Genomic DNA, 22,986 nt, shown 5'->3' on the forward strand with positions numbered 1-22,986 from the left:
ACCCTTTTTCCTTCAAAGCAGCCTCGACATCAGAAAGAGATTGTTCGATTCCGATTTTTTTCGACATGAAGAAACACCTCCACCAATTAAGATGCCACGTTTGCCAATTTTTTATACCAGCCGCGTGATCTAATTGGCTTTGGAAGAAAAATAAGCTGTCATGACACGGACTGCCGTCTCAAGCGCTTCCTCTTTCGGCTGCAGTTTGGCATGGTGAAGTCCGTAAGGTGAATCGACCCCGAGCCAAAACATGAAGCCCGGATACTTTTTCAGCATATAGCCGAAGTCCTCCCCTGTCATCGCTTCTTTTGAACGGACGACCTCTGCAAGGCCGTTTTCAGAAACAAACTGCATAAAGTCTTCGACTAAACCGCTTGAATTGTAGACCTGATAATATGCTGCAGGATAGCTGACTTTACCGCTGCATTGATAAGCTGTTTCCAGCCCTTTCACCATCGCCTCGATCCTTTTCTTCACCTGTTCCATTGACGCTGGGGACAGCGTCCTGATCGTTCCTTCAAGCCTTGCTTCCTGAGCGATAATGTTTTGTGCCGATCCGCCTGTAATCGTCCCGATGGTAATGACAGCACTGTCCAGCGGATCGACATTCCTGGCTACGATCGACTGCATTTGCGTAACGAGCGAACTGGCGGCGACCACCATATCTTCTGCAAGGTGGGGATATGCGGCATGCCCGCCCTTTCCTTCAAGTTCGATTACGAGCTCTGACGTATTGGCAAAGAGCAACCCGCTTTTCGTTCCGATCGTTCCGACCGGGAGCTCAGGCGCGATGTGCAGCGCTGTGATCATGCTCGGCTCCCACTTTTTAAACAAGTCGCTTTCAAGCATCGGCTCAGCGCCACCAGGCCCTTCTTCAGCCGGCTGGAACAAAAACAGCAGATCTTGTTTAACCGGGTGGCTGACGAAATGATCGATGATGCCAAGGGCAATCGTCATGTGGAAATCATGCCCGCACGCATGCATCCTGTCCTGATGAACGGAAGAAAAAGGGTATCCGGTATCTTCCCGAATCGAGAGCCCGTCCATATCCGCCCTGTAAGCCAAAATCTTTTCAGGGTCCGTCCCTTTAACCTTAACAAACAGTCCGGTTCTCCACTTTTCAATTTCAATCCTGTCTTCCGGATGCTTTGCTAAATGATTCAAAAGATAAGCCTGTGTCTTATATTCCTGAAAACCGAGTTCAGGAATTTGGTGCAGATCTCTGCGAATCGCTGCTAATTCGTCCAATTTCATCTTTCTAACCTCCCCGGCGATATGAAAATGCGTGGATTGTCACATCCACGCACTTTTCGCTGCCGCTTCTTAAAGCTGGCGCAATTCCTGTTTGATTTCTGTTTTGCCTTTTGTTTTTTCATCGATGTCTTTGATTTTTTTCGCAGGCGTTCCCGCGACTACTGTGTAAGGTTCAACATCTTCCACAACGATCGCACCGGCAGCAACAACGGCTCCTTTTCCGACAGTCACGCCTTCAAGTACGACGGCGTTTGCCCCGATAACGACATCGTCTTCAATAACGACAGGTTTTGCTGAAGGAGGCTCAATGACACCGGCAAGCACGGAACCGGCTCCGATGTGGCAGTTTTTGCCGACGGTAGCTCGTCCGCCCAGCACGACATTCATATCGATCATCGTTCCTTCTCCGATCACAGAGCCGATGTTGATGGAAGCTCCCATCATGATGACGGCGTTATCGCCGATTTCCACTTGATCGCGGATGATCGCACCCGGCTCGATGCGCGCTTTAATATTTTTCAAATCGAGCGTTGGGATCGCCGAATTGCGGCGGTCGTTTTCGATGACATAGTCTTCAATTTTGCCTTTGTTTGCTTCGAGCGCAGCTTGAATCTCCGCCCACTCTCCGAATACAACCCCTGTATGGCCTGTAATAAAAGGCTTGGCTGAAGCGCCGAAGTCAATTCCTTCAAGGTCGCCTTTCACATAGACTTTAACAGGTGTCGATTTCTTACTATTTTGAATAAATGAGATAATCTCATTTGCATCCATCATTTTCATTATGTAAGTCCTCCTTCTCTTTTTCTCCTCATTACTGTATCAAAGGAAAGATTTAAAAACAAGAAAAAAAGGAAAGGGACGTCCCGTTTCCTTTTTTAGCAAATGTCATGCCGGCACTTCACATTTCTTTGCAAAATCCCTCCCGAATTGAAGTAGCATGCCTTCTTCTTCATCCTCCGGATTCATTTCGATTTTGACGGACGGAAGCACCACGTCTCCGCCAAGCTCTTTGATTTTGTCCTCAAGCATGTCGACGGCACCGCAAAAATGCTCGTAAGAAATATCTCCGGACCCGAAAACGGCAAACGTCTTGCCTGTGAAATCCATCCCTTCCATATCATCGTAAATATCCAAAAACTCATCTGGGAGTTCCCCGTCACCCCATGTATAGGCGCCAAATATCATGTGCTGATAATCGTTAAAGAGCGCCGCATCTACATCCATCGCTTCATGGCGGTCCACTTCGGCCCCGCCCTCAAGAAGGCCCTTCTCGATTAAATCGGCCATCGCTTCTGTATTTCCAGACATGCTTGCATAAACCAGCAAAACTTTCCCCATCGTTATTCCTCCTATCAAACGCTATAAAATCAGTGGGCTGCGGCAGGCTGTTCATAAGGCCTGACAAATTTGCATTCATAAAGACCAGCGCAAAAGAAGTTCTCCTTTTGATTGGCCACCCTGAACCCGTGCCCTTTAATCGTGTCAAACCATTTCAGCTCCCTCTCAAAAAAATCAAGCTGATAGATTCTTGAAAAGCCGTCTCGGTCTTGAGCCGATGTGACATAGATGATTCCGTTGTCTTCGGACACATCCAGGAATGAGTCTTCATGCTCAACAAGGCCCTGCCTGATTTGTATTTCATCATTTGTGTGAATGTTGACCAAACCGACGGCACCGTGATTTCCTTTTTTGGATCCCATCGCACATACCAGCCATTCGCCTTCAAATGCGATCATTGAGGCTGTCATGCGGCCGGTTTCTTTTTTGATCATAAAAGCCGTTTCTGATGCCAAATCGTATGCCCAAATACCACCGTGCACTTCATGAATCTGCGTCCCGATGTAAAGGCGCTCTTCATGGAGGCACAGAGAGCGGATAACGGGCGGATGACTCAAACCGGAAAACGGCTTGACGATTTTCCATGAGACGCCGAAATCCTCGGATATGTAGATACAATGCTTCCCATGTGCACACACAAAGCCGTCCGTTCTCCCTGTGATCGACCAAATCGTGGCGTTTGTCGGAAAGCTTGAGATTGACCAGGTTGCACCTTGGTCAGACGATCTGATAATCGTTCCCCTCTCCCCTGCGCCGAACAAATAATCGCCGATATAGGTGATGGAACAGATTTTGCTTTTTAATTGAAAGAGCTTTTTCCAGCCTTGCTCAAGTGAATAGTGAAAAATACCTTCCCGCTTAATGGCGACAAAGTAACCGGAATGCTTTGCCGAAGCCACGGCCGTCGCACCTTTATGAAACATGGATCTCAGCCTGCCGTTTTTGCTGTACTGCCCATCTTATAAAGCCTTCGGCAAATTCCTTGCAGCACTCGGCATCTTCATCCGTTTCAGGGGCAAGCTCTATTTTCAGGGTCTCTCGGTAAAGATCGGCGCCGGTTCGTTCAAGCATGCTGTAAAATGTGTTGACCGCTTCGCAAAACCGGGGGTATGCATAATCGCCGGATCCGAAACATGCCGCTTTCTTTCCTTTAAGGTCAAGCGAAGAGACCTCTTCGTAAAACGCTTCCGCTTCATAAGGAAGATCCCCGTCCCCCCAAGTATAGGTGCCGATTAAAAGAAGATCATACTCAGCCAATGAGTCGGTATCGACATCATCCATTTCCTGAATGGCGACATCAAATCCGTTTTCTGTCAATGTATCTTTAATAATCATCGCGATATCCTCCGTATTGCCTGACATGCTGGCATATGCAATCAATGCTTTAGACAACAGAATCACCTCTATCATTGATAATGATTTTCATTATTATATAGATACACTTTAAATGATAATGATTATCAATGTCAATAAATCATGCAAAAAAAGCAGTCCCCTTTTTGGAGTGCTGCTTTTCTAGTGTTTATTCCATTTCCGTACATTCTTTCACAACCTCTACAAACGCCTGTACTTGCTTCAGCTGGAAAGCCGGCTCATAACCGAGCAGCCACGTATCTCTGCCGATTGCTTTTCCTTTAGCGTCAAGCAAAGGGATTTGATGAACATGGCTCGCGCTTCCGTGAAGCGTCACCGATGGAAGGATCGCGTAACCGATTCCGTGGAAAGCCATCTGTTTGCATGTTTCAATTTGGTCGACAATAATGGTTTGTTTCGGCGATGTTTTGAACTTTTGGTGCCACCAGTGCTGAATTTCCTGATAGTACGTGCTGTCGCTTTTAAACTGGATGAACGGCCGTTCTGTTTTGGCAATGTCCTCAATGTTTCGGATCTCTGTATCGACAAGGTACAATTCGTCCCGCATCAAGTAGTGCTTCGGTCCTTTCCATTCCGGGTTTCCTCTGATAATGCCGATATGAACATGGTCTTCGTAGAGGCTTTTCAGCATTTCGCTGCTCCAGCCGGTGACGAGGGAAATTTTCACGTTTGGATATTGTTTGACGTAGGTTTTCAGAACGTTCGGAAGCCAATGCTGCCCGATGATCGAAGCCGCCGCCAATTTGAGCGTACCGTGAATCTCGCCCTCCAGCTCATCTATATTCTCTCTCACTTTTTCCTGTTCCAATGTCACATCTTTTGCAAACTGGATGATTTTTTCTCCGGCAGACGTGACAGTCAGCCCTTTTTGCGATCTTAAAAAAATTTTCGTTCCCCATGATTTCTCAATGGTCTGCAGCCGCTGGGACAAAGCCGGCTGGGAAACAAACAGGCGTTCAGCCGCTTTCCGCATATTTAATTCTTCCGCCAGAACGACAAGCATGTGAAGCTCTTGAAGCTGCATGGACATTCCTCATTCCAATAAGTTTTTCTTATCATACATTTAATCAAACGGCTGTTTTTTAATCAAGCGGGAAGTCAGGCTTCGGGGAATGTGCGGAGGGTTGGAGTAGCGCTGCAAATAAAAAATAGGCCGCTGCCGCGCCTATTTATTCAACGTCCTTAAATGCTTATTCAGCTGTTTTAATACGACACGCCTTGTAAAAATGCCTTCGAAAACCTGCTCTTCATTTTCGACACATATAAACGCGTTGTTAATGACCAGTCCGAACCCTTTTAAGATCGGGTCGTCAATTTTCAAGCGGGGGATGTCTGTCAGCATGACTTCTTCAACATGAATCTTGTCAAGCTTCTCAAATTCGATTCGTTCCAAGCCGAAGATTTTATCCATGATCATATTCGTTCCGATTAAACCGTGCAAACGGAAAGAAGCGTCAAGTACAGGGATCGCGGTATATCCGGTTTTCGTCAAAACGAGAAGGGCATGTTCCAAATTGTTTCCGATTTGAACATGGGCTACTTTATCAGCATCGATCATAAACTGACCTACTGTCGTTTCAAGAAGTTCATCTGATTGCAAACTAATCATGATTTTTCGACTCCTTTACAGCTTTAATCCATCAACGCATATTTTCCCTATACTACAATAATATAAACAGTATCAATATTTGTCGAAAACTTTCCTTTCTTCCAAGGTCAGTTTATCATTCAATATCCTTTTAGGAAACAAAAAAGATACTCTAATGAGTATCAATTGATATAATCTGACCTAATTTTCAGACCGGACACGGTCGTATAAGGTAACCAGTTTCTTATATGTCAGGCTATCCACATTTTTTGTACCCGTTTCTATATCATTGATCTCACTGCTTAGTAGCTCTACGGCATACTCATGGTCCAAAAGTACGTTCAGCAACAATTTTCTCTCTTCTTCTGAAAAGCGTTCCATTTTTAACCAGCCCCCTAATTGATTTAGCTAGAGTCAGAAACGATATGTTCTCTCTAGTTTCTATAGGGCTAGAATATGAAATTGCAAATCAAACGTCAACCGCACATTTCGACATCTGTTCGATTTTCTTTCAAACAATTATTTTGTGTACCGGTTTGCATAGCTTGAAGCTGTATAGGAGTCAGGTTTAATTTTGGCGCAGATCCCCATCGAAGTGATCCGGCCCGTCATTTCCTGAATTAAATCCTTTGTCATTCCTTTTTTACCGATATCCAAATGAACTTCAAGGGTTAAATCTGCTCCCTCGTCTGTAAACGGAAGAAGCAGATCCATGATTTCATTAAAATAATCATTTAAAAGATATGCTGCAATCTCTTGGCTGTAAGCTGTTTCAAGCGATATTTTCTCCCTGAGGCTATGTATCGGTCTGTTGACAACCGTGTTTTTCAGACAGCCCCACGCTCCTTTGCCTTTGCGGTGCAAATGGATAGCGGTGATAAACTTTGTGCAATTCTGATGGATCTGCGAGTCTGTTCCGACGGACAGCAGGTAGCTTGCCCGAGGATCTTGGCGTATGAACGCCTTCAGTCTCCCGATCACTTCAGGAAATGTCATTTGATCTTCAGAAAGATTGTAAAAAAGAAAAGAATCAGCCATTGGAATGCCCCTTTTCATTTTTGATCCGCACCGAAGATGGAACGATTCGTCTGTCTGCTATCCTTTTTTAGTCGGTATATTTTTCAAGCTGAAACCGCAGCTCTCACATCTGTAAATTACATTCTGATTGGACTGGGCTGTCAGAACTTGATCCATATGCTCGGTTGTTTTGCAATGCGGACAAATAACGCTTGGAAAAGCTTTCATGCCATATCCTCCTATTGCTGAAGCAGTTCAAAGATTTCGATTGAAATCATATCGATGTTATCAAACGGAAATGTAGTAGGCTTATCACCTTTTTGAAAAACTGTCAGCTCAAATGTTTGGTTTTTTTCAAAATATTTTACGCTGCAAATTTTTTCTCCGTTCACTTCAAAATTGCGCTGCGTCGGTTCTCCGGCAGCCTCCGCAGTCTCTTGCAGGCTCTGCAGTCTCGTGATGATACCCATTAATTGTGACATTCTAAAAAAGACTCCTTTCAAAAAAACAACTTCAGGATCAACAAGTATTAATTATAATACAAGTTCTACAAAGCATCATACCACAAAGTATCAGCCGATGACATTTTTCCTTTCTGATCATGAAAAAGAAAAACCGCTTTTTCATAGTTTGAGTTTTCTTTTTTCATGTCATACATGAAAAATATTTTTTTGACTGCAGAGGGGCCGATTTTAACCACCAATTTAGATTTATGGAGCAACAGGATTGTCTTATTCCTTTCCGGTGCCTAAACCCCAAAAATCCCGCGGCTATTTGAAGTGCGGGATTCCATACAAATAAAAAACTTGGCGGGGGCAGCGCCAAGTTTTTTAAAATCTTGATCTGATAGAGGGGTTGGGGAACAGAGAGGTTCATCTCTCTATAATTAAATGATAATGATTATCAGTATCATTGTCAATGGTTTTCTTTAAATTCTTTTTCTAGCTGAAAAATCCGGCCAATGACCAGTTAACATCGATGACAAAAAGCGGGAATACAGCCTGGTCTGCTTCCCTGTTATCCGCAAAATTCGAGCTTGTTTCTTTCTCATCCGGTTGTTCGGACATCATTTCTTCTCCAGCCGGTTTTGTATCAGATTGACTGATATCCGTTACTTTGAAGCTGCCGCCGATATTCTTCAGCGTCACCGTCTGATAATTTTTTTGATATGAAACAGGTCCGCCGTTTTGATCTCCAACAAATTCATATACGGTATAGCTCCCGTCTTTCTCCGCCACTTTTGTGTTTTCGTCATAGCTGAAGAAAGGGATTGCAACTTCAGGCGCGTCTGTCCCGTAAAAAATCCACCCCGCTTGTTCGGGAAAGGCGTTCGCCTCTACATACTTCGCTGCCATGGCGTGTTCCATATAAGGTTCCAAGAGGGATATCATGTCCGTTTTTGTTCTTTCTTTTTCGGTCAGCTGAAAGTGGACGTCTGATACGGATTGAAGGGTTTCAAATAACGACGCTCTTGTCGGTTTTTCTCCGGCTTCGGCAAAATCCGCGCAGAAAAATACAAAAGTCACAGTCAAAAGCGTGCACAGCAAGGATGACCAAACGTTCTTCATATGATCCGCTCCTTTTTAGCATATATATTTTCACATTTTCCTTTATATACGCGAAACAAACCTCTCGGGATTCATTTTTTCCAAAAGAAAAAGCGGCGAAAGGCCGCCGCTTAAATTAATCCGTCTTGTTCGTATAAATATGAGTAGGACAGGTCAATGAACAGATACAAATCTTCATCCATCGGATAGGAAAACGTTCTGATCATTTCCCCCGTTTCGATATCGCTGTACAAATCGCTGAAAAACCCTTTTCTCATCGTTCTCATCCTCATGATATTCTCGAGAAAATAAGGGCGCCAGCTCCAGTTTTTCCCGACGTACTCAGGCTGAAATATCCATGCTCCGTCATGTTTAAACACGTTTTTCGTCAGCTGAATACCGTCTTCATCGCACATGTAAATTCTAAAGCTGCAATCTGTCAGTTCTTTTCCGAGATTGAAGAGAAACTCATCGTCTGATTGAGCTGTTTTCTTTAGCGATGTGACAAGCTGATGAATCCGTTTGTAAAACTGCTCAGAGTGGTCGTACAGAATGGTTAGCTTCTTCTTCTCATGCGTGATAAACTGGTGAAACTCGGCCTGCAGCCGGTCCTTTAATATATCCCGTTCGATAAATTCATCCTTCGGCAGCTCAAGATACTGCCCCTGAAAATATCGGCCTCCGTTTCTCCATGCGTATTGCAGCTGAAAGCTCGCCTCAATATCTTCGTAAAGCAATGCGGCTCCGATTTTTCTGGCAAGGAGCGATATGCTGTAAAGCACATATTCATAGGAAGGCGAAGGAGAAGACAGCTTGAGCGGCTGGAGGTCAATCTTTAACAAATCCGGGGAAAGAAGAGCGATTCTGTCGAGATTGCTGCTTTCCTTTCCGATATTATCAACAGCGACTTTTATTCCGTATGTACGGTAATAGGTCAGCAAATGATGCAGCTGTTCAATATCCCCTTCAAACTTTTGCTCCGTGATTTCGATAACGAAACGGCTGAGCTCGAGCCCTTTATCCTGATATTCCATCAACAGGTCGAGGAAAGATTCACCGTGATCCATCATCAGCACATTTGCATCTTGATTGACGAAGATGAGCAGGTCGCGCCCGCTGCCCAGAAAATGATCAAGCGCCTGGCGGATCACCTTGAGGTCAACCTCTTTCTTGTATTCTTCCGGAATTGTCGGATCAGAAAAAAACGGCCCGAGGCTCTTCACTTCAGATTCTACCTTGATACGCCCCAGCACTTCATAGCCGATCACCTTTTGTTCTTCAGCACTGAAGATCGGCTGATAGTAAGGAATGACATCTTCAATGTTCGTTAAAATATCGAGTGGATCCAACATGGCATATCACCTGCTTCTAATCTTTGTCTGATTATACCATACCGGCTCACACCTTTGAATTTGAAATCTTAAAACGGACGGGGATTCAGCCATTGACCGCCATCCATCGTCACACACTCCCCATTGACATATCCCGCCTGTTCAGAAAGCAAAAATGCGGCGAGTCCAGCGATTTCTTCAGGAGTACCCAGCCTTTTGAGCGGAACGCTTTTGATTGTCGCGCGCGCGGCTTCTTCCGACTCAAACAATTTTTCGGCTCCGCCCGTTCTCTCGATCGGACCGGGCGCGATGGCATTGCACCTAATCCCGTATGCACTTCCCCACTCGACGGCAAGCGTCCTTGTCAGCGACAGCACACCTGCTTTTGCCGCCGCGGAATGAACAACACCGGCACCGGCGCCCCATGCATATGTCGCGACCATATTTAAAATCTGGCCGCGTTTCTTTTCCTTGATCCAGTAGCGGCCGGCTGCCTGGCTGCAATAAAATGTGCCGTTCAGCACGATATCGATGACCGCCTTCCAGCCGTTGACCGACAGTTTTTCAGCCGGGCAGATAAAATTGCCTGCGGCATTGTTAACCAAAGCGTCGATTGTGCCAAAGCGCCCTGCCGTCTCTGTGATCATCTGTTCTACATCTTCAACAGACCGGACATCCATCCGGCATACGGCGACCTGCCCCGCAAATGTTTCAATTTCTTCTTTAGCCGCTTCAAGCGTTTCTTGTGTTCTCCCCGTAATCATCACATTCCAGCCTTCTTCAGCCTGCTTTTTGGCGATCGCTTTTCCCATTCCGCTCGACCCGCCGGTCACGATTACAACTTTTCTGTCCATATCCATCCCCCTCGTTATGAATGAGTATTCATTCAATTCATAGTTTATCATATAAGTTAAAAAAAATTAACAAAACATGCGAACTGTCCTAAAATGGCTTTTCTGGATGATATAATGTAGAGATTCTATTAAAGGTTGGTTGATTATGAAAAATGCGTCCAGAAGACAATTTTTAAAAGGCATCTTAGGCCTGGCCGCAGCAGGGCTCTTTACCGCTGCCGGCGGCTTGGGCTATGCGCGCTATCTCGAACCGCACATGCTTGAAACGAACTTGATTCCCATTCGGCATCGTCTCATTCCTAAAGGGTTTGATCAGTTTCGGATCGTTCAGTTCAGCGACACCCACTTAAGCGAATACTTTACAGCAGACGAGCTTTCAAATGTTGTCAGCCAAGTGAACGCCCTCTCCCCGGACCTTATCGTATTCAGCGGAGATTTAATAGATAAACCGCATCGCTACCGGGAACACGAGCGTGCTGTAAATGCCTTAAAAAAGCTTTCAGCCCCCTACGGAAAGCTTGCAATATTCGGAAACCATGATCACGGAGGCTATGGAACAAAAGTCTATCAGACACTCATGGCATCGGCCGGTTTTCGGGTGCTGCGAAACGACTTGATAAAGCTTGAATTGATAGACGGAAGCGTAATTGAGATCGCTTCACTCGATGATTTGATGCTCGGCAGCCCGGACTATGAAGGCATCTTGTCAAAGCTGAGCGAAAAAGCCTTCTCGATTTTGCTCGTCCATGAGCCTGATGCTGCTTTAACGGCAAAACAATTCCCCGTCAATTTGCAAATATCCGGACACACCCACGGCGGACAAATTCAGATTCCCGTATTCGGTCCTTTCATCACGCCTCCGTACGGAGAGATTTATACGGAAGGGATGTATGAAACAGCCGGAATGAAAATCTATGTCAATCGAGGAATCGGCACGACCAGGCTGCCGCTCCGCTTTCTGTCAAAGCCCGAAATCACCGTGTTCCAGCTTGAATCCACTTAAATCTTGACCGGCCTTTTGGCTCAAAACGCACGGCATCTGCATACATTAAGTAAAAACATTCCCGCTCCATTCATCCAATCTTTATCAAAAAAAACGAAACTTCCCCAGCCTCTTTCCGTCTATATATTAGCAGCGGAAAAGGCTCTCTTTTCGTTTTTGAAAAGGAGATGTGCTGATAATTGCTGATGTACCAAGTAAAACCTGGAGAAACCCTGGAAAGCATCGCCGCCGATTTCAGAACGACCCGGCAGGCTTTGCTGCAGGCGAATCCGGGCTTAAACGGCGGCCAAGTGTCCGCAGGCCAATCGATTATCATTCCCGGCATTAGAAACCCGGACACAATCCCTTACCGGATTGCCGTGTCTCTCAGCGGGAGAACACTCAGATTGTATGAGCAAAACAGATTGATAAAAACATATCCGATTGCCGTCGGAAAAATCCTCACACAGACGCCGAGAGGCGAATTTGTCATCGTCAACCGGCAGCCAAACCCGGGCGGCCCGTTCGGTGCCTACTGGCTGAGCCTGTCAAAACAGCACTACGGCATCCATGGAACGAATAACCCTGCGTCAATTGGCAAAGCTGTTTCAAGGGGATGTATCCGCATGCACAATCGGGATGTTCTGGAACTTGCTTCTATCGTACCCAACGGAACCCGAGTGTCCATTACACCTTAGGCCAGTACATTTCCAGACAAATGCAATTTGAACAATCCAACATCTTGTATTAAGATATAATGGGACCTTTAGGGTAAGGAGCGTATATATGGATCTTTTTAATAATCGTAATTTCGTCCGACTTTTTTTCGCAGCTTTCGCTTCTCAAATGGGAACGACAGTCGGAAATATGGCTTTCGCTTTTTTCTTGCTTGACCGGTTCAGTAGCCAGCCGGCCTATACAACAATCGCCGAGCTGATGTATTCCCTGCCGACGGTTTTCGTATTCTTTATCGTCGGGGTGGTCGCTGACCGTTTTGACCGCAAGAAAGTCGCGGAAAACTGTGATTGGATCAGAGCGGGACTGACTGTCGTTCTTTTCTTTGTATTGTATCTTCAGATGATACCGCTTGTGTTTTTAGTCCTATTTATCAGAAGCGCGGTTACAAAATTTTTCTACCCGGCCGAAGCAAGTCTGGTCCAGGCCATTTTAAGAAAGGATCAGTATGCAAAAGCAGCCGGACTGAACCAGATGCTTTTCAGCCTGTTTCTATTGTTCGGCGTAGGAATTGGAGCTTTTATGTACAAGACGATCGGCCTGCATGGAGCAATCGCTCTTGATTTTGTGAGCTTTATCGTATCCGGCTTTTTAATCCGTTCCTGCGATATTCCGCTTGAAGCGCGGCAGCCGAACGGGAAAAAAGGCTGGAAAAACATGACCGTCAAAGATTCGATGCGCGATTTTAAGGAAGGCATCGTTTATATATTAAAAAACAAATTGCTTGCCTCTCTTGTATTCGGATATTTTGTCTTCGGGCTTGTAAGCGGCGGACTTTCGGTTCTGCCAATGTTTAAAATGAAGTATGAGCTGTCCCCTGACAGTTATGAGTGGCATACTTCCCTCTTTACAATCGTACTCGGTATCGGACTTTTGACAGGGATTGCCGTCGCCGCTCTGCTCGAAAAAAAAGTGAAGCCGGCATACATGATGTCAGTCCCGATTTTTATCGCGGGTGCTTTTATCATCCTGCTTGGTTTTACAGATCAATTGCCCGTATATTACTCGGCTGCGTTTCTTGCCGGGATATGCATCGGGCCGATCAACACAGCTCTTGGCGGCTGGATTCCTAAAATCGTCCATCCAAGGCTGATGGGAAGGGTCAGCGGATGGACCGATCCGCTGACAATGCTGGCACAATCCTCAGCGCTTGGCATGATCGCTGTCCTATTCCCGGGGATCATCGCCGATGTGGATTATATATATTACGGTTTGGCGGGAATTATTCTGCTGGCGGCGCTGTACTACTTGATCGCCTTGCCTAAATTAAGCGCCAAGAGTGCGGAAATCGACGTTCAAGCGGCGCTGAAGAGACAAAAAAATACAAAAGCAAAAATGAACTCTGTTTTATAAAGATGAAAACGCGCGATTCCTTAAAAAATCGCGCGTTTTTTCTATGAGATATTTGCATTTTCTGTTCTATTTCGTATAATTTAGACATAAGCCTTGCATCTTTAGGAGGTGATCTAGAAACGAATGGATAGGAGAGAAAAAATGGACGACCATAATCATACGAAAGAATTAAAACCGACAGTTGAAAACCTTTCAAAAGCGATTTATACAGTTAATCGCCATGCGAAAACCGCGACTAATCCCAAATACCTGTATCTTCTGAAAAAGAAAGCTTTGCAAAAGCTGCTCAATGAAGGAAAAGGTAAAAAGGTAGGCCTTCACTTTTCGAAAAATCCAAGATTCAGCCAGCAGCAGTCTGATGTGCTGATTTCTCTCGGAGACTACTTTTTTCACATGCCTCCAACAAAAGAAGACTTCGCAAACCTTCCACACTTAGGTACATTAAATCATTCGTATCGGAACCCTAAAGCTCATATGTCCTTGAATATAGCGAAACAGCTTCTTCAAAACTACACGGGAATAAAGGAAAAACCGCTCGTCACAAACCGGAAGCGCCCAGCCACAAAGCCCGTCTTCAAGAAGCTTGGCGAAAGCTATTTTTAATATAAAAAAAGCCTCGAAAGAGGCTTTTTTAGTTTTTGAAAATATATTTATCAAGCTTTTCGATCAGTTCGTTGAGCTCAGGCTTGCTGATTTGCTCATCAGCTCCGACTTGTTCCCCTTTATGACGAAGATCGTCTGTAATCAAAGAAGAGAAAATCAAGATCGGCAGCTCTGTACTCAGCGGGTTATCTTTTAACAGCTTTGTGAGTCGGTGTCCATCCATCTGCGGCATTTCAATATCCGTGATCATCAGATCGACTTTTTCGTGAAGAGCTGTGCCGTCTTCCATCAATTGAAGCGCGTGTTCGTAAGCGTCTTTTCCGTTTTCAAAAGACACGATGTTATTGTATCCCGCTTCATTCAGCTTTTCCACCAAAAGCCGCAAGAGGAGCGGAGAGTCCTCGACAATCATCAGCTTTTTGTCAGTCCGTCTCTGATCAAATTTTTCATTTTTCATTTGATAAGGGTCCATACCCGACTCAGATTCAAGATCAAAAATGATTTTTTCGTAATCAGGCAGGAAAATCATTGTGCCGTCGAGCTTAATGATGCCGGTAAGGTGACGGTCCATCCCTTGATTTAAAGCAGTCGGCTTCTCAATTTCTTCCCATGACACCCGGTGAATCTGCGAAACCGATCCTGTGTGAAAGACGATTTTCCGCTTGTTAAATTCCGTCACAATGTATTTTTCTTGATGCTCGTCATCACCGTGCTCGACGCCGAAGAAAGAGAATAAATCAATGACGGGAAGAATTTCCCCGCGCAATGTGATCATGCCCTCCATATGCTTGTGCGAATGAGGCACTTTCGTAATGTCAACCGGCTGAATGATTTCTCTGACTTTCATAACGTTTATGCCGAAAATGTTGAGACCAACTTCAAACTTCACGATTTCTAATTCATTGGTTCCCGAACTTAATAAAATTTCCTGTTGGTTTGAAGACACTGATATCCCTCTCTATCCTACTTTGTGTTTACTTTTTATATCGGCGTCTTTTGTTAAAAGTTGATGCTCTGGGTTAAGCTTTTGCCTTAACATTTTGATGAATGATCAGGCCGATCGCTGCCAATAACACTAAAGATCCGAAAGCCATTCTGCTGGCCATGTTCCCGAGATCCCTGAACAGCAAAGTAATCGATCCGTAGAGAACCGGACCGAAAATGGAAGAGATCTTCCCCGACAAAGCAAACAAGCCGAAAAATTCGCCTCTTTTATGTTCGGGCGTCAGCTCGATAATCAGTGTCCTTGATGCGACCCATGTGCCTCCAAGCGAGATGCCGAACAGGCTTCCCGCAATCCAAAACAAGACTGTTGACGTCGTACATGCCCCGATCGTCAAAGCGGTGATCATAATGGCGGCGACAAGGCTGACCGCGTGCTTGGCGCCGATTCTTTTCGTCACAAAGCCGAGCAGAAATGAACCGATGATGCTTGATACCGTCGAAACAAGGTAAAGCAAAACGAATTGTCCGGTCGTAAAACCGATGACCGTCTTTGAATAAACCGCCATCATGGCTATTGCTGTAGCAAGCGCGTCATTCAGGAAAAAGTAGGCGATCATGAATAAGAAGACCGGCTTGTATAGACGAATGTCTTTGAATGTCTGCACAATTTCCCTGTATCCGCTGAAAAATGATTTCTTTTCTTTCGGTTCCGGCTTTCTTTTCTCTTTCGTAAAGAGCAAATACGGAAGAGAAAAAAGCAGAAACAAGAGAGCCGACGGGATGAATGCGCGGTGAAAATCCTGGTTGCCGACTAGAAGGTATACCGTTAAGCCGGCTAAAGTGCCGATATATCCGATCGCAATCCCGAATCCGGATAAGAGCGGGATTTCTTCTTTTGTCCCCAAATCGGCCAAAATCGTATCATAGAACACCAAGCTTGAATGATAGAAAAACTTTGCGGTCACAAACATGATGACGACAAGGATCAAGGACAACGGCAGTCCGTATATGTCCTTCTGAAACGAAGCGCCGGCAAAAACCCCCATTAAAATGGTGCACAAAACACAAATCATCGTAAACAGGCCGATGTATTTTTTCTTTCTGCCCGTCCGGTCGATCAATACCCCGAATAAAGGCGTGAAAATGACGAGCAGAAAGCTTGCGGCTGCGTTCGAATAGGAGATAAAAGTGCTTGCCACCTGATTCATGCTGGCATTTTCGCCGACTGCCTCCTGCAAATAAAAAGGAAAAAAGATCGTCACAATATTTGATGAAAAAATCGTGTTTGCAAAATCGTATAACGCCCAAGAAAGAATCGGCAGCGTCAAAAAGAGCTTGATTCCCGTTCTTTGCGCCCGCTTTACAGCTTGTTCACGTTCCGGCTGAGTATCCATCTGGATTGATGCCTCCTTATTTTTATTCCTGCCGTGAAACATTTTCCTGAACAAGACAGCACGCATTCAAGCTGAAAGCGTGCTGTCTTTTGCCCGTTATTTTTTTACGACAATGGTTCCTGCCAACATATCATGAAGCGCCTGGCGCCTTTCTGTGAAAAAGGCCATAATGTAGCCGATCAACAAAATCGGAGATAGAAAACTTTTGGCCAGAAACCTTCCGGCCGCACGGCCAAATGAGATTCTTCCGCCTTCTGCTTTCGCCACCTGAACGTTCATGATTTTCTTGCCGAGCGTCCCTTGCCATTTGGATGATTCCATCAGCGTGTAATAAAGAAAATACACAATAAAAGTAATACTTCCAACGATCGCTATGGTTTTGAACATACTGATGATAAACGTAAAGATTTCCTGATCGCTCAAATACTCGGGATCAGTCTCCATCATGAGCATGATATCCGAATTTCCCAACATCAATGTCGCTGTTAAAACGTACGTGAAAATATATGCGGGAATCCCGAGAATCAATCCGTCGAGCAGGGAAGCTACAAAACGCGCGCCGATTCCGGCATACTCGCTCCTTTCAGGAGCAGTTTCGTGTTTGTCTAATTCCAATTCCAATGTGCTTTTCCTCCTAACATCTTGACTTCTATATACTACTAAGACTCGCTGAACATTATCAATACGTATCACGTTTTTTTAAAGTTAAATTAAAGTACGGATCACAAGTTTTTCATTGACTTTAATATTTATCGTGTTACAATGGTCAAGGATTTTTCAGGAAAGGTGTTTATGATGGGAACAATTGTAACGATTAAAAATCATGAAATGACCATTTTAGAAGAGGTCAGCCGGGCCGTTTACACAGAAATGCTCAAGGAAGCTTCAGACAGTGAAGAACAAATATATATTTCATGGAAAGAAGATGTTGACTCCGATTACGGCTACTAAACGGAACATAACGTAAGGCAATCGTTTGATTGTCTTATTTTTCTATCTGCCGCCATCCGCGTGTCCGCATACCTCGCATTGTTTTGCATATACTTGTTACGAGTTTTTATAAAATTGATTGATTAAAAGATGACAATTGGTCTGATGATGGTAAAATAAGATAAACCATAACATTTTTAAGGTGATGCTAAATGGAACATTTGCTTAATCCAAATGTAAAAGAAATCGAAATCTCAGGGATCCGCAAGTTCTCAAACCTTGTATCCCAGTACGAAAACGTAATCTCTTTAACAATCGGCCAGCCTGATTTCTTCACCCCCCACCATGTCAAACAGGCCGCCAAAAAAGCGATAGATGAGAATCAAACATCTTACACTCACAACGCCGGATATCCTGAGCTGAGGCAGGCTGTACAGCTTTATATGAAAAAGAAAGCCGATTTAAATTATGAAGCGGAAAGCGAGATCATTGTGACAACAGGTGCCAGCCAGGCCATCGATTCGGCATTCCGCACGATTTTATCACCCGGCGATGAAGTCATTCTTCCGGGACCGGTGTACCCCGGATATGAGCCGATCATCAAAATGTGCGGAGCGTCTCCATTGATCATTGACACTACGTCTCACGGCTTTAAGCTGACAGCAAAACTGATCGAAGAAGCGCTGACGCCGAAGACAAAATGTGTTGTTCTTCCTTATCCGTCAAATCCGACGGGAATGACGCTGTCCGAAGAAGAGCTGAAGGACATCGCCTCCCTTTTAAAAGGCCGGAACGTTTTTGTGCTCTCAGATGAAATATACAGCGAACTCACTTTTGACAGACCGCACCACTCCATCGCATCTGTGTTAAGGGACCAGACGATCGTCATCGGCGGGCTTTCCAAATCCCACAGCATGACAGGCTGGAGAATCGGATTTTTATTTGCACCGAAGGAAATTGCCAAGCATATTTTAAAAGTCCATCAATACAACGTATCATGCGCTTCATCGATTTCTCAAAAAGCGGCTCTGGAAGCCGTCACCAACGGGTTTGATGACGCGCTGATCATGCGCGAGCAATATAAAAAACGGCTTGACTACGTGTACGACAGACTTGTGACAATGGGCCTCGATGTGATTAAACCGTCGGGAGCATTCTACATTTTCCCGTCCATCAAATCGTTTGGAATGTCTTCCTTTGATTTCTGCATGTCGCTTCTTGAGGAAGAGGGGCTAGCGATCGTGCCGGGCAGCTCGTTTTCTGAATACGGGGAAGGCTATGTGAGGATCTCTTACGCATATTCTCCTGATACGCTAAGGGAAGGCCTTGACCGGCTGGAGTCCTTTGTTTTCAATAAGAGGCAATCGATACAGACTACGTAAACAACGGCTTTTACGCCGTTGTTTTTTATTTTATTTTGGAAATGAAATCTTAAATGTCGTGCCTTTTTCTGCTTTGCTGTCGACTTCGATAGTTCCGTTGTGATTTTCGATGATATTGAAGGTGACCATCAAACCGAGGCCTGTTCCTTTTTCCTTCGTCGTCAAGAAAGGCTCGCCGATCCGCTTCAGAACATGCTCAGGTATCCCATCTCCTTCGTCCTCCACCTCGACGATGACCGAATCGTCGGTTTCTCTGACGTTCAAATGAACCGTCCCGCCGTTCGGCATGGATTCGACGGCGTTTTTGATCAGGTTGATAAATACTTGCTTTAATTGATTTTGATCCCCTTTAATATAGATTTTGTCGTCTGTGAGGATTGTATTGATCAAAATGCCGTTTAAGTTGGCCTGCGTTTCTAAAAGTGCCGTCACTTCGCGGATCAGCCTGATCAAATCAAGTTTTTCTTTCAATGCGTTTTGCTGCGGCTTTGCCAGCATGAGAAGCTCGCTCAAGATCAATTCGATTCTGCTTAATTCGGAAAAGATAATATTAAAATAATGTTCATTTTCTTCCATCGTCGGCTTCATCAGCTGTAAAAACCCTTTGATCGCGGTCAGCGGATTGCGGATTTCGTGGGCGATCCCTGCTGCAAGCTGCCCTGCGATCGACAGTTTTTCCGAACGGACCATCAGCTCTTCAGTCTGCTTGCGTTCAGAAATATCCCTTAAGATCACCTGAACGGCCGTTTCCCCGAAAAATGTCGTAGGGATGCAAACCATTTCTGTATAGATGAGCCTTTTTTCAAATGTATACCACGTCTGCTTTATGATTTCAGATTCGGATTGGCGGTCTGTGATCCGTTTCAGCCTCGCTTTGACATCTTCGTGATCGCATGGGTGCAGATGCTCGTAAATATCTTTGCCGATTAAATCCTCATACGTCTTTGCTTCAAACAGACGAATCCCGGATTCATTCATAAAGACCCATCTTCCTTTATGAATAACGGCTATCGTATCGATTGAGTTTTGAATCAAGAGCTGGTAGCGCTCCCTGCTTTTTTGCAAAATGGTCTGAAATTTCTTCCTCGATGAAATGTCAATGAGAAGGAGCAGCTCCGCTTTCTGGTTTTGATAAATGGTCGGCGCCGCCTTGACTTCGAGGTGAATCTGCGTGCCGTCGAGCTTATGCCACGTTTGCTCGATCATTCCGACATCCAGTCCCTGCTGCATCCGCTTAATACGGTTTTTGACGATGTCATGGTACTCTTTCTCGATAAAATCATAGGAATACTTTCCGATAATTTGCCGTTTGTGCTCGGCGCCGAGCAGGTTGACCATGGCGTCATTTACGTAAACTATTTCCCCTTGAACGCTGATGCACAGGGGGTTTGGCAAGCCTTCCACCATGGCTTCGAATTCCTCTTTTGCCGGCAGCCTGGCGGTTTCTTCCGGAGTGTCTTCCTCTTTTATGGAGCTTTTTTTCTTAGAGGGACGGTCTTCAAACACTTTCATTTTGAGTACAATTTCGCGTTCTTTTTCTCCAACATGGGTCGTCACGAAATCGATCGATGCTTCGATCCAGATCATCGTGTAGTCTTTTTTCACAAATCTGAAGGTGCAAGGCAGCAAATGATGCTCATTGTAAAAATAGCTTTCTACCAGAAAAAGATCGTCTTCGTGTAAATAGTCCTTCAAATACGTACCGATCAGTTCATTCTGCTCGTAGCTTAAGAGCTCTTTGCAATTTGCAGATATGTATATAAAACGGCCGTTAGCTGACAGGACTGCCTGTAAATTCATATGAGGCTTATATTGCTCAAAACGTTTTGTTTTTTGTTCCATCATATCCCTCCTTTATACCCTATTCATGACCAGCATTCATTAAAACTATTTTGCTTAAAAGGATTCGCTAAAATACGGGAAATCTCCTTCAAAACTTCTAGCATTCGTCAAATTTTGATAACAAAAAAAGAACCCGGAAAAAATCCGTGTTCTTTTTTGTCTAATCCTTGCTGTATTTTTTCTGCAGATCGACATAGGCTTTGACGATTTTGGCGGCGATGTTTTTGTTCATCTTCGTTTTGTCGTCAACAGACGGGACGACAACACTGAAGGCAACCTGCGGATTTTCCGACGGGTAATAGCCGGCAAAGGTAATATTGTAAGTCGGATTACCCCACCAGTTTCGGTTTGTGCCGTAGTAGTGCGTCTGTGCCGTTCCGGTTTTGCCTGATACGTCAAGCGAACCGAATGCGCCGGCTGCAGTGCCCGTCTGGGTTACTCGTTTAAATCCTTGCTTGACGATGGCGATGTCGCTTTGGGAATTGTTGATACGATTCAGCACATTTGCAGGGCGCTCTTCGATGACAGGGCCGAGCTTTTCGCTTTCAGGCTGGTGAATGCTTTTCATTACTCTCGGCTGCACCCTGTATCCGCCGTTGGCAATCGTTGAAACATATTGGGCGAGCTGCAAAGGCGTATACGTGTCAAACTGGCCGATCGCTTCATCAAGAAGAAGACCCCCGACTATTTTTGGGTTTGTCTGCATCCCGGCCGACTCCTGCGGCAAGTCGATGCCTGTTTTTACCCCAAGCCCAAATTGATTGAAATAATACCTCATTTTATTTAAGTCTTCGAGGTTTGCGGGAAGGGAGCCGCCCGGTTTATACGTGATCCCTGCCATCCTCATGGCTACATAAAACATATAAACGTTTGAACTTTTTTCAAGCGCTCTAACTTCATCAGCCCAACCGATAGAGGTTGTGTAGGAGCCTTTTTCAACAGGACCTGCGAATTTCAGTTTGCCACTATCAAAATAACTCTGCCCGTGCGGCATGCCGTCCTGATAGCCGGCCAGCACGGTCGCGCCTTTGACCGCCGATCCCATTTCGTACTGGGTCGTAAACGCGCCGATTGAATAGTCGGTGATTTTGCCGTCGACAATCCGTTTTCCGGCCATGGACAGAATGTCTCCGTTATTCGGGTCCATCATGACGACGAACGCTCTGTCCAGCATGTAGTTTGAGCCGCGGAATTTATTAAGCTCCTCTTCGATAGCCTCTTCGACTTTCTTTTGGAGCTCCATGTCGAACGTCAGCTGCAGATCGTAGCCGCGTCTTCCTTCATCAACCGTTTCCTGGCTGATCACCTTGCCTGAGCGGTTTTCTGTATATTGCACTTTCGCTTTTTTCGGATTTAAATATTCTTCATATTGATACTCGAGATAACTTTTTCCCACTCTGTCATTCCGGGCATATCCCCTTGTCAGGTAGAAGTCTTCCCGGTCCTTGATGAGCCCTTGCTCAGGCGTTGTGACGCCTCCGAAAATGGAGTAGAGCGTTTTTTCATAAGGGTATTTGCGGGTCCAGTCCATGATGACGTCAACGCCGGGAAGCTCTTCAAGATGCTCGGAAACGCGGGAAACTTCCTCATACGTCAAATCATTGGCCGGCATCTGTTTCGAAGCCTTCTCATCAAGGAGCTGCGCATCGTTTTTCCCCGCGGTTTTCGGGCTCATCGCTTTGACGATTTGCGGCTCATACGCATAGCCGCCTGAAAACCTTCTGAAAATCGCGGCGACTTTAAGTTCGTCTTTGTCTTTTTCCAGCGCTTTGATCTCTTCCGCCGGAACGCGGTCCACCTGAAGCTTGTATGTTTGATCAGACTTGAGGGTTTTCTCGCCGTCTTTCAGAAGTGCAGCAGCTTTTTTCGGATGTCTGGCAAGCCAGTAATCTTTCAAATCTCTCTCTTTCAGAAACGATGGATCGATATCGATCAATTCTGCGAGTTTTTTGGCTGTGCTGATTTTTTCCTCCGTTTTTGTGCTTGTCATCATCGTATATGTGATCGCGGGAACGCTTTGGTTGTCGACAACCACCCGCCCGTATCTGTCATACATTTTACCCCGCGGTGCCGGGTATGACGCAATTTTCGCCTCGGTTTTCGAAGCTTCCTGCTCATACGCCTCTCCATTGACGATTTGCACGAGGCCCAGCTTGACAATCAGCGCAGCGAACAAAGTGAACACCGCAAAGAAGTACAGGTTGATCCGCCATATACGCGAACGCCTGCTCTTTTTGATTTCAGCCGGATCATGTTGAGATTCTGTCACTGAAACTCTCTCTCCTCTCACAATATTCAATTTTTACATTAATTAACTGAGATATATTGTAACACTTTTGTAATGGTTGTTACAATCTAAAGTTTTTAAAAAAGCTGTCAATCTCTTTTTATATTAAAATTTAACTAACACATTTAAATTTTACCACGTTTATGACAAGACGCGTAAAAGAACGAACTGGTTGCATATTGGCAGCAAAGGGTTTTTCTTTTTTTATGTCAAAATTAACAATAATACCT

24 protein-coding genes and 2 pseudogenes are annotated in these 22,986 nt (G+C 45.1%); 6 read left to right on the top strand and 20 right to left on the bottom strand.

Features of this window, described 5'->3' with window-relative positions; translation table 11 throughout:
- The 15 genes and pseudogenes from BTA31_RS23475 to fadH form a co-directional block, all read right to left on the bottom strand.
- Positions 1 to 67, bottom strand: a pseudogene (locus BTA31_RS23475) (YkuS family protein); the annotation flags it as partial.
- Between the two features lie 62 nt (positions 68 to 129).
- Positions 130 to 1,254, bottom strand: a complete 1,125-nt coding sequence (locus BTA31_RS21880) for an N-acetyldiaminopimelate deacetylase (RefSeq protein ID WP_076794213.1) — start codon at positions 1,252 to 1,254, stop codon at positions 130 to 132.
- A gap of 69 nt (positions 1,255 to 1,323) precedes the next feature.
- A complete protein-coding gene (gene dapD / locus BTA31_RS21885; protein WP_043927455.1) occupies positions 1,324 to 2,034 on the bottom strand; it encodes a 2,3,4,5-tetrahydropyridine-2,6-dicarboxylate N-acetyltransferase in 711 nt (236 codons plus the stop codon).
- Positions 2,035 to 2,139: 105 nt separating this feature from the next.
- Entirely contained in the window at positions 2,140 to 2,592 is a 453-nt protein-coding gene (locus tag BTA31_RS21890) for a flavodoxin (protein ID WP_076794216.1), read from the bottom strand.
- A 29-nt stretch (positions 2,593 to 2,621) separates the two neighbouring features.
- Positions 2,622 to 3,515, bottom strand: a complete 894-nt coding sequence (locus BTA31_RS21895) for a WD40/YVTN/BNR-like repeat-containing protein (RefSeq protein WP_076794219.1) — start codon at positions 3,513 to 3,515, stop codon at positions 2,622 to 2,624.
- The gene (locus BTA31_RS21900; protein ID WP_043927451.1) at positions 3,505 to 3,984 is read right to left on the bottom strand and encodes a flavodoxin; all 480 of its coding nucleotides are present in this window, start codon (positions 3,982 to 3,984) and stop codon (positions 3,505 to 3,507) included. The genes BTA31_RS21895 and BTA31_RS21900 overlap by 11 nt, the downstream gene beginning before the upstream one ends.
- Positions 3,985 to 4,114: 130 nt before the next feature.
- Positions 4,115 to 4,990, bottom strand: a complete 876-nt coding sequence (locus BTA31_RS21905; protein WP_043927450.1) for a LysR family transcriptional regulator — start codon at positions 4,988 to 4,990, stop codon at positions 4,115 to 4,117.
- 141 nt (positions 4,991 to 5,131) lie between these two features.
- Entirely contained in the window at positions 5,132 to 5,575 is a 444-nt protein-coding gene (gene cbpB / locus BTA31_RS21910) for a cyclic-di-AMP-binding protein CbpB (RefSeq protein WP_043927449.1), read from the bottom strand.
- 180 nt (positions 5,576 to 5,755) lie between these two features.
- Positions 5,756 to 5,935: an antirepressor AbbA gene (gene abbA, locus BTA31_RS21915; protein ID WP_003181305.1), complete on the bottom strand. Its 180-nt coding sequence runs from the start codon at positions 5,933 to 5,935 to the stop codon at positions 5,756 to 5,758.
- A gap of 138 nt (positions 5,936 to 6,073) precedes the next feature.
- A complete protein-coding gene (locus tag BTA31_RS21920) occupies positions 6,074 to 6,592 on the bottom strand; it encodes a ribonuclease H-like YkuK family protein (protein ID WP_020451199.1) in 519 nt (172 codons plus the stop codon).
- Between the two features lie 57 nt (positions 6,593 to 6,649).
- Positions 6,650 to 6,799, bottom strand: coding sequence for a hypothetical protein (locus BTA31_RS23130; RefSeq protein WP_003181301.1), 150 nt, complete (start codon positions 6,797 to 6,799; stop codon positions 6,650 to 6,652).
- A gap of 11 nt (positions 6,800 to 6,810) precedes the next feature.
- Positions 6,811 to 7,053 (bottom strand): YkuJ family protein, encoded by a 243-nt coding sequence (locus BTA31_RS21925; RefSeq protein WP_043927448.1) that lies wholly within the window; start codon positions 7,051 to 7,053, stop codon positions 6,811 to 6,813.
- A gap of 459 nt (positions 7,054 to 7,512) precedes the next feature.
- Positions 7,513 to 8,139, bottom strand: a complete 627-nt coding sequence (locus BTA31_RS21930) for a DUF3993 domain-containing protein (protein WP_076794223.1) — start codon at positions 8,137 to 8,139, stop codon at positions 7,513 to 7,515.
- A 110-nt stretch (positions 8,140 to 8,249) separates the two neighbouring features.
- Positions 8,250 to 9,470: an EAL domain-containing protein gene (locus BTA31_RS21935; RefSeq protein ID WP_076794226.1), complete on the bottom strand. Its 1,221-nt coding sequence runs from the start codon at positions 9,468 to 9,470 to the stop codon at positions 8,250 to 8,252.
- Between the two features lie 68 nt (positions 9,471 to 9,538).
- The gene (fadH, locus tag BTA31_RS21940) at positions 9,539 to 10,303 is read right to left on the bottom strand and encodes a 2,4-dienoyl-CoA reductase (protein WP_043927445.1); all 765 of its coding nucleotides are present in this window, start codon (positions 10,301 to 10,303) and stop codon (positions 9,539 to 9,541) included.
- Between the two features lie 145 nt (positions 10,304 to 10,448).
- Here fadH and BTA31_RS21945 point away from each other — a divergent pair, with 145 nt between their 5' ends.
- From BTA31_RS21945 to BTA31_RS21965, 4 genes are all read left to right on the top strand, one after another.
- Positions 10,449 to 11,306: a metallophosphoesterase gene (locus BTA31_RS21945; RefSeq protein ID WP_076794230.1), complete on the top strand. Its 858-nt coding sequence runs from the start codon at positions 10,449 to 10,451 to the stop codon at positions 11,304 to 11,306.
- 179 nt (positions 11,307 to 11,485) lie between these two features.
- Positions 11,486 to 11,983 (top strand): L,D-transpeptidase family protein, encoded by a 498-nt coding sequence (locus BTA31_RS21955; RefSeq protein WP_082247271.1) that lies wholly within the window; start codon positions 11,486 to 11,488, stop codon positions 11,981 to 11,983.
- Between the two features lie 88 nt (positions 11,984 to 12,071).
- Positions 12,072 to 13,373 (top strand): MFS transporter, encoded by a 1,302-nt coding sequence (locus tag BTA31_RS21960; RefSeq protein WP_076794236.1) that lies wholly within the window; start codon positions 12,072 to 12,074, stop codon positions 13,371 to 13,373.
- 141 nt (positions 13,374 to 13,514) lie between these two features.
- Positions 13,515 to 13,976 carry a YkyB family protein gene (locus tag BTA31_RS21965; protein ID WP_076794238.1) on the top strand — a complete coding sequence of 154 codons (462 nt, stop codon included), beginning with the start codon at positions 13,515 to 13,517 and terminating at the stop codon, positions 13,974 to 13,976.
- 28 nt (positions 13,977 to 14,004) lie between these two features.
- Here BTA31_RS21965 and BTA31_RS21970 read toward each other — a convergent pair whose 3' ends face one another.
- The 3 genes from BTA31_RS21970 to BTA31_RS21980 all read right to left on the bottom strand — a co-directional run bounded on the left by BTA31_RS21970 (position 14,005) and on the right by BTA31_RS21980 (position 16,936).
- The gene (locus BTA31_RS21970; RefSeq protein ID WP_076794240.1) at positions 14,005 to 14,922 is read right to left on the bottom strand and encodes a chemotaxis protein; all 918 of its coding nucleotides are present in this window, start codon (positions 14,920 to 14,922) and stop codon (positions 14,005 to 14,007) included.
- A 73-nt stretch (positions 14,923 to 14,995) separates the two neighbouring features.
- Positions 14,996 to 16,315, bottom strand: a complete 1,320-nt coding sequence (locus BTA31_RS21975; RefSeq protein WP_076794242.1) for an MFS transporter — start codon at positions 16,313 to 16,315, stop codon at positions 14,996 to 14,998.
- Positions 16,316 to 16,411: 96 nt separating this feature from the next.
- Positions 16,412 to 16,936 (bottom strand): RDD family protein, encoded by a 525-nt coding sequence (locus BTA31_RS21980; protein WP_043927438.1) that lies wholly within the window; start codon positions 16,934 to 16,936, stop codon positions 16,412 to 16,414.
- Between the two features lie 171 nt (positions 16,937 to 17,107).
- On the opposite strand from BTA31_RS21980, the gene BTA31_RS23135 reads away from it, so the two are divergent.
- Complete coding sequence (locus BTA31_RS23135; RefSeq protein WP_167370619.1) at positions 17,108 to 17,266, top strand: hypothetical protein; 159 nt, start codon at positions 17,108 to 17,110, stop codon at positions 17,264 to 17,266.
- A 191-nt stretch (positions 17,267 to 17,457) separates the two neighbouring features.
- Positions 17,458 to 18,680: pseudogene (locus BTA31_RS21985) on the top strand (aminotransferase A).
- On the opposite strand, the gene BTA31_RS21990 reads toward BTA31_RS21985, so the two are convergent.
- The gene (locus tag BTA31_RS21990; protein WP_076794245.1) at positions 18,658 to 20,469 is read right to left on the bottom strand and encodes a PAS domain-containing protein; all 1,812 of its coding nucleotides are present in this window, start codon (positions 20,467 to 20,469) and stop codon (positions 18,658 to 18,660) included. The pseudogene BTA31_RS21985 and the gene BTA31_RS21990 overlap by 23 nt on opposite strands.
- A 160-nt stretch (positions 20,470 to 20,629) precedes the next feature.
- Complete coding sequence (locus BTA31_RS21995) at positions 20,630 to 22,738, bottom strand: peptidoglycan D,D-transpeptidase FtsI family protein (RefSeq protein ID WP_076794247.1); 2,109 nt, start codon at positions 22,736 to 22,738, stop codon at positions 20,630 to 20,632.
- Positions 22,739 to 22,986 lie beyond the last annotated feature (248 nt).

The organism is Bacillus haynesii (genome assembly GCF_001969855.1).
Lineage (GTDB): Bacteria > Bacillota > Bacilli > Bacillales > Bacillaceae > Bacillus > Bacillus haynesii.

Excerpts from the sequence above, each read along its gene's own strand:
- BTA31_RS21880 (WP_076794213.1), bottom strand. The coding sequence starts at position 1,254 with ATGAAATTGGACGAATTAGCAGCGATTCGCAGAGATCTGCACCAAATT.
- dapD (WP_043927455.1), bottom strand. The coding sequence starts at position 2,034 with ATGAAAATGATGGATGCAAATGAGATTATCTCATTTATTCAAAATAGT.
- BTA31_RS21890 (WP_076794216.1), bottom strand. The coding sequence starts at position 2,592 with ATGGGGAAAGTTTTGCTGGTTTATGCAAGCATGTCTGGAAATACAGAA.
- BTA31_RS21895 (WP_076794219.1), bottom strand. The coding sequence starts at position 3,515 with ATGTTTCATAAAGGTGCGACGGCCGTGGCTTCGGCAAAGCATTCCGGT.
- BTA31_RS21905 (WP_043927450.1), bottom strand. The coding sequence starts at position 4,990 with ATGCAGCTTCAAGAGCTTCACATGCTTGTCGTTCTGGCGGAAGAATTA.
- cbpB (WP_043927449.1), bottom strand. The coding sequence starts at position 5,575 with ATGATTAGTTTGCAATCAGATGAACTTCTTGAAACGACAGTAGGTCAG.
- abbA (WP_003181305.1), bottom strand. The coding sequence starts at position 5,935 with ATGGAACGCTTTTCAGAAGAAGAGAGAAAATTGTTGCTGAACGTACTT.
- BTA31_RS21920 (WP_020451199.1), bottom strand. The coding sequence starts at position 6,592 with ATGGCTGATTCTTTTCTTTTTTACAATCTTTCTGAAGATCAAATGACA.
- BTA31_RS23130 (WP_003181301.1), bottom strand. The coding sequence starts at position 6,799 with ATGAAAGCTTTTCCAAGCGTTATTTGTCCGCATTGCAAAACAACCGAG.
- BTA31_RS21925 (WP_043927448.1), bottom strand. The coding sequence starts at position 7,053 with ATGTCACAATTAATGGGTATCATCACGAGACTGCAGAGCCTGCAAGAG.
- BTA31_RS21930 (WP_076794223.1), bottom strand. The coding sequence starts at position 8,139 with ATGAAGAACGTTTGGTCATCCTTGCTGTGCACGCTTTTGACTGTGACT.
- BTA31_RS21935 (WP_076794226.1), bottom strand. The coding sequence starts at position 9,470 with ATGTTGGATCCACTCGATATTTTAACGAACATTGAAGATGTCATTCCT.
- fadH (WP_043927445.1), bottom strand. The coding sequence starts at position 10,303 with ATGGACAGAAAAGTTGTAATCGTGACCGGCGGGTCGAGCGGAATGGGA.
- BTA31_RS21945 (WP_076794230.1), top strand. The coding sequence starts at position 10,449 with ATGAAAAATGCGTCCAGAAGACAATTTTTAAAAGGCATCTTAGGCCTG.
- BTA31_RS21960 (WP_076794236.1), top strand. The coding sequence starts at position 12,072 with ATGGATCTTTTTAATAATCGTAATTTCGTCCGACTTTTTTTCGCAGCT.
- BTA31_RS21965 (WP_076794238.1), top strand. The coding sequence starts at position 13,515 with ATGGACGACCATAATCATACGAAAGAATTAAAACCGACAGTTGAAAAC.
- BTA31_RS21975 (WP_076794242.1), bottom strand. The coding sequence starts at position 16,315 with ATGGATACTCAGCCGGAACGTGAACAAGCTGTAAAGCGGGCGCAAAGA.
- BTA31_RS23135 (WP_167370619.1), top strand. The coding sequence starts at position 17,108 with ATGATGGGAACAATTGTAACGATTAAAAATCATGAAATGACCATTTTA.
- BTA31_RS21990 (WP_076794245.1), bottom strand. The coding sequence starts at position 20,469 with ATGGAACAAAAAACAAAACGTTTTGAGCAATATAAGCCTCATATGAAT.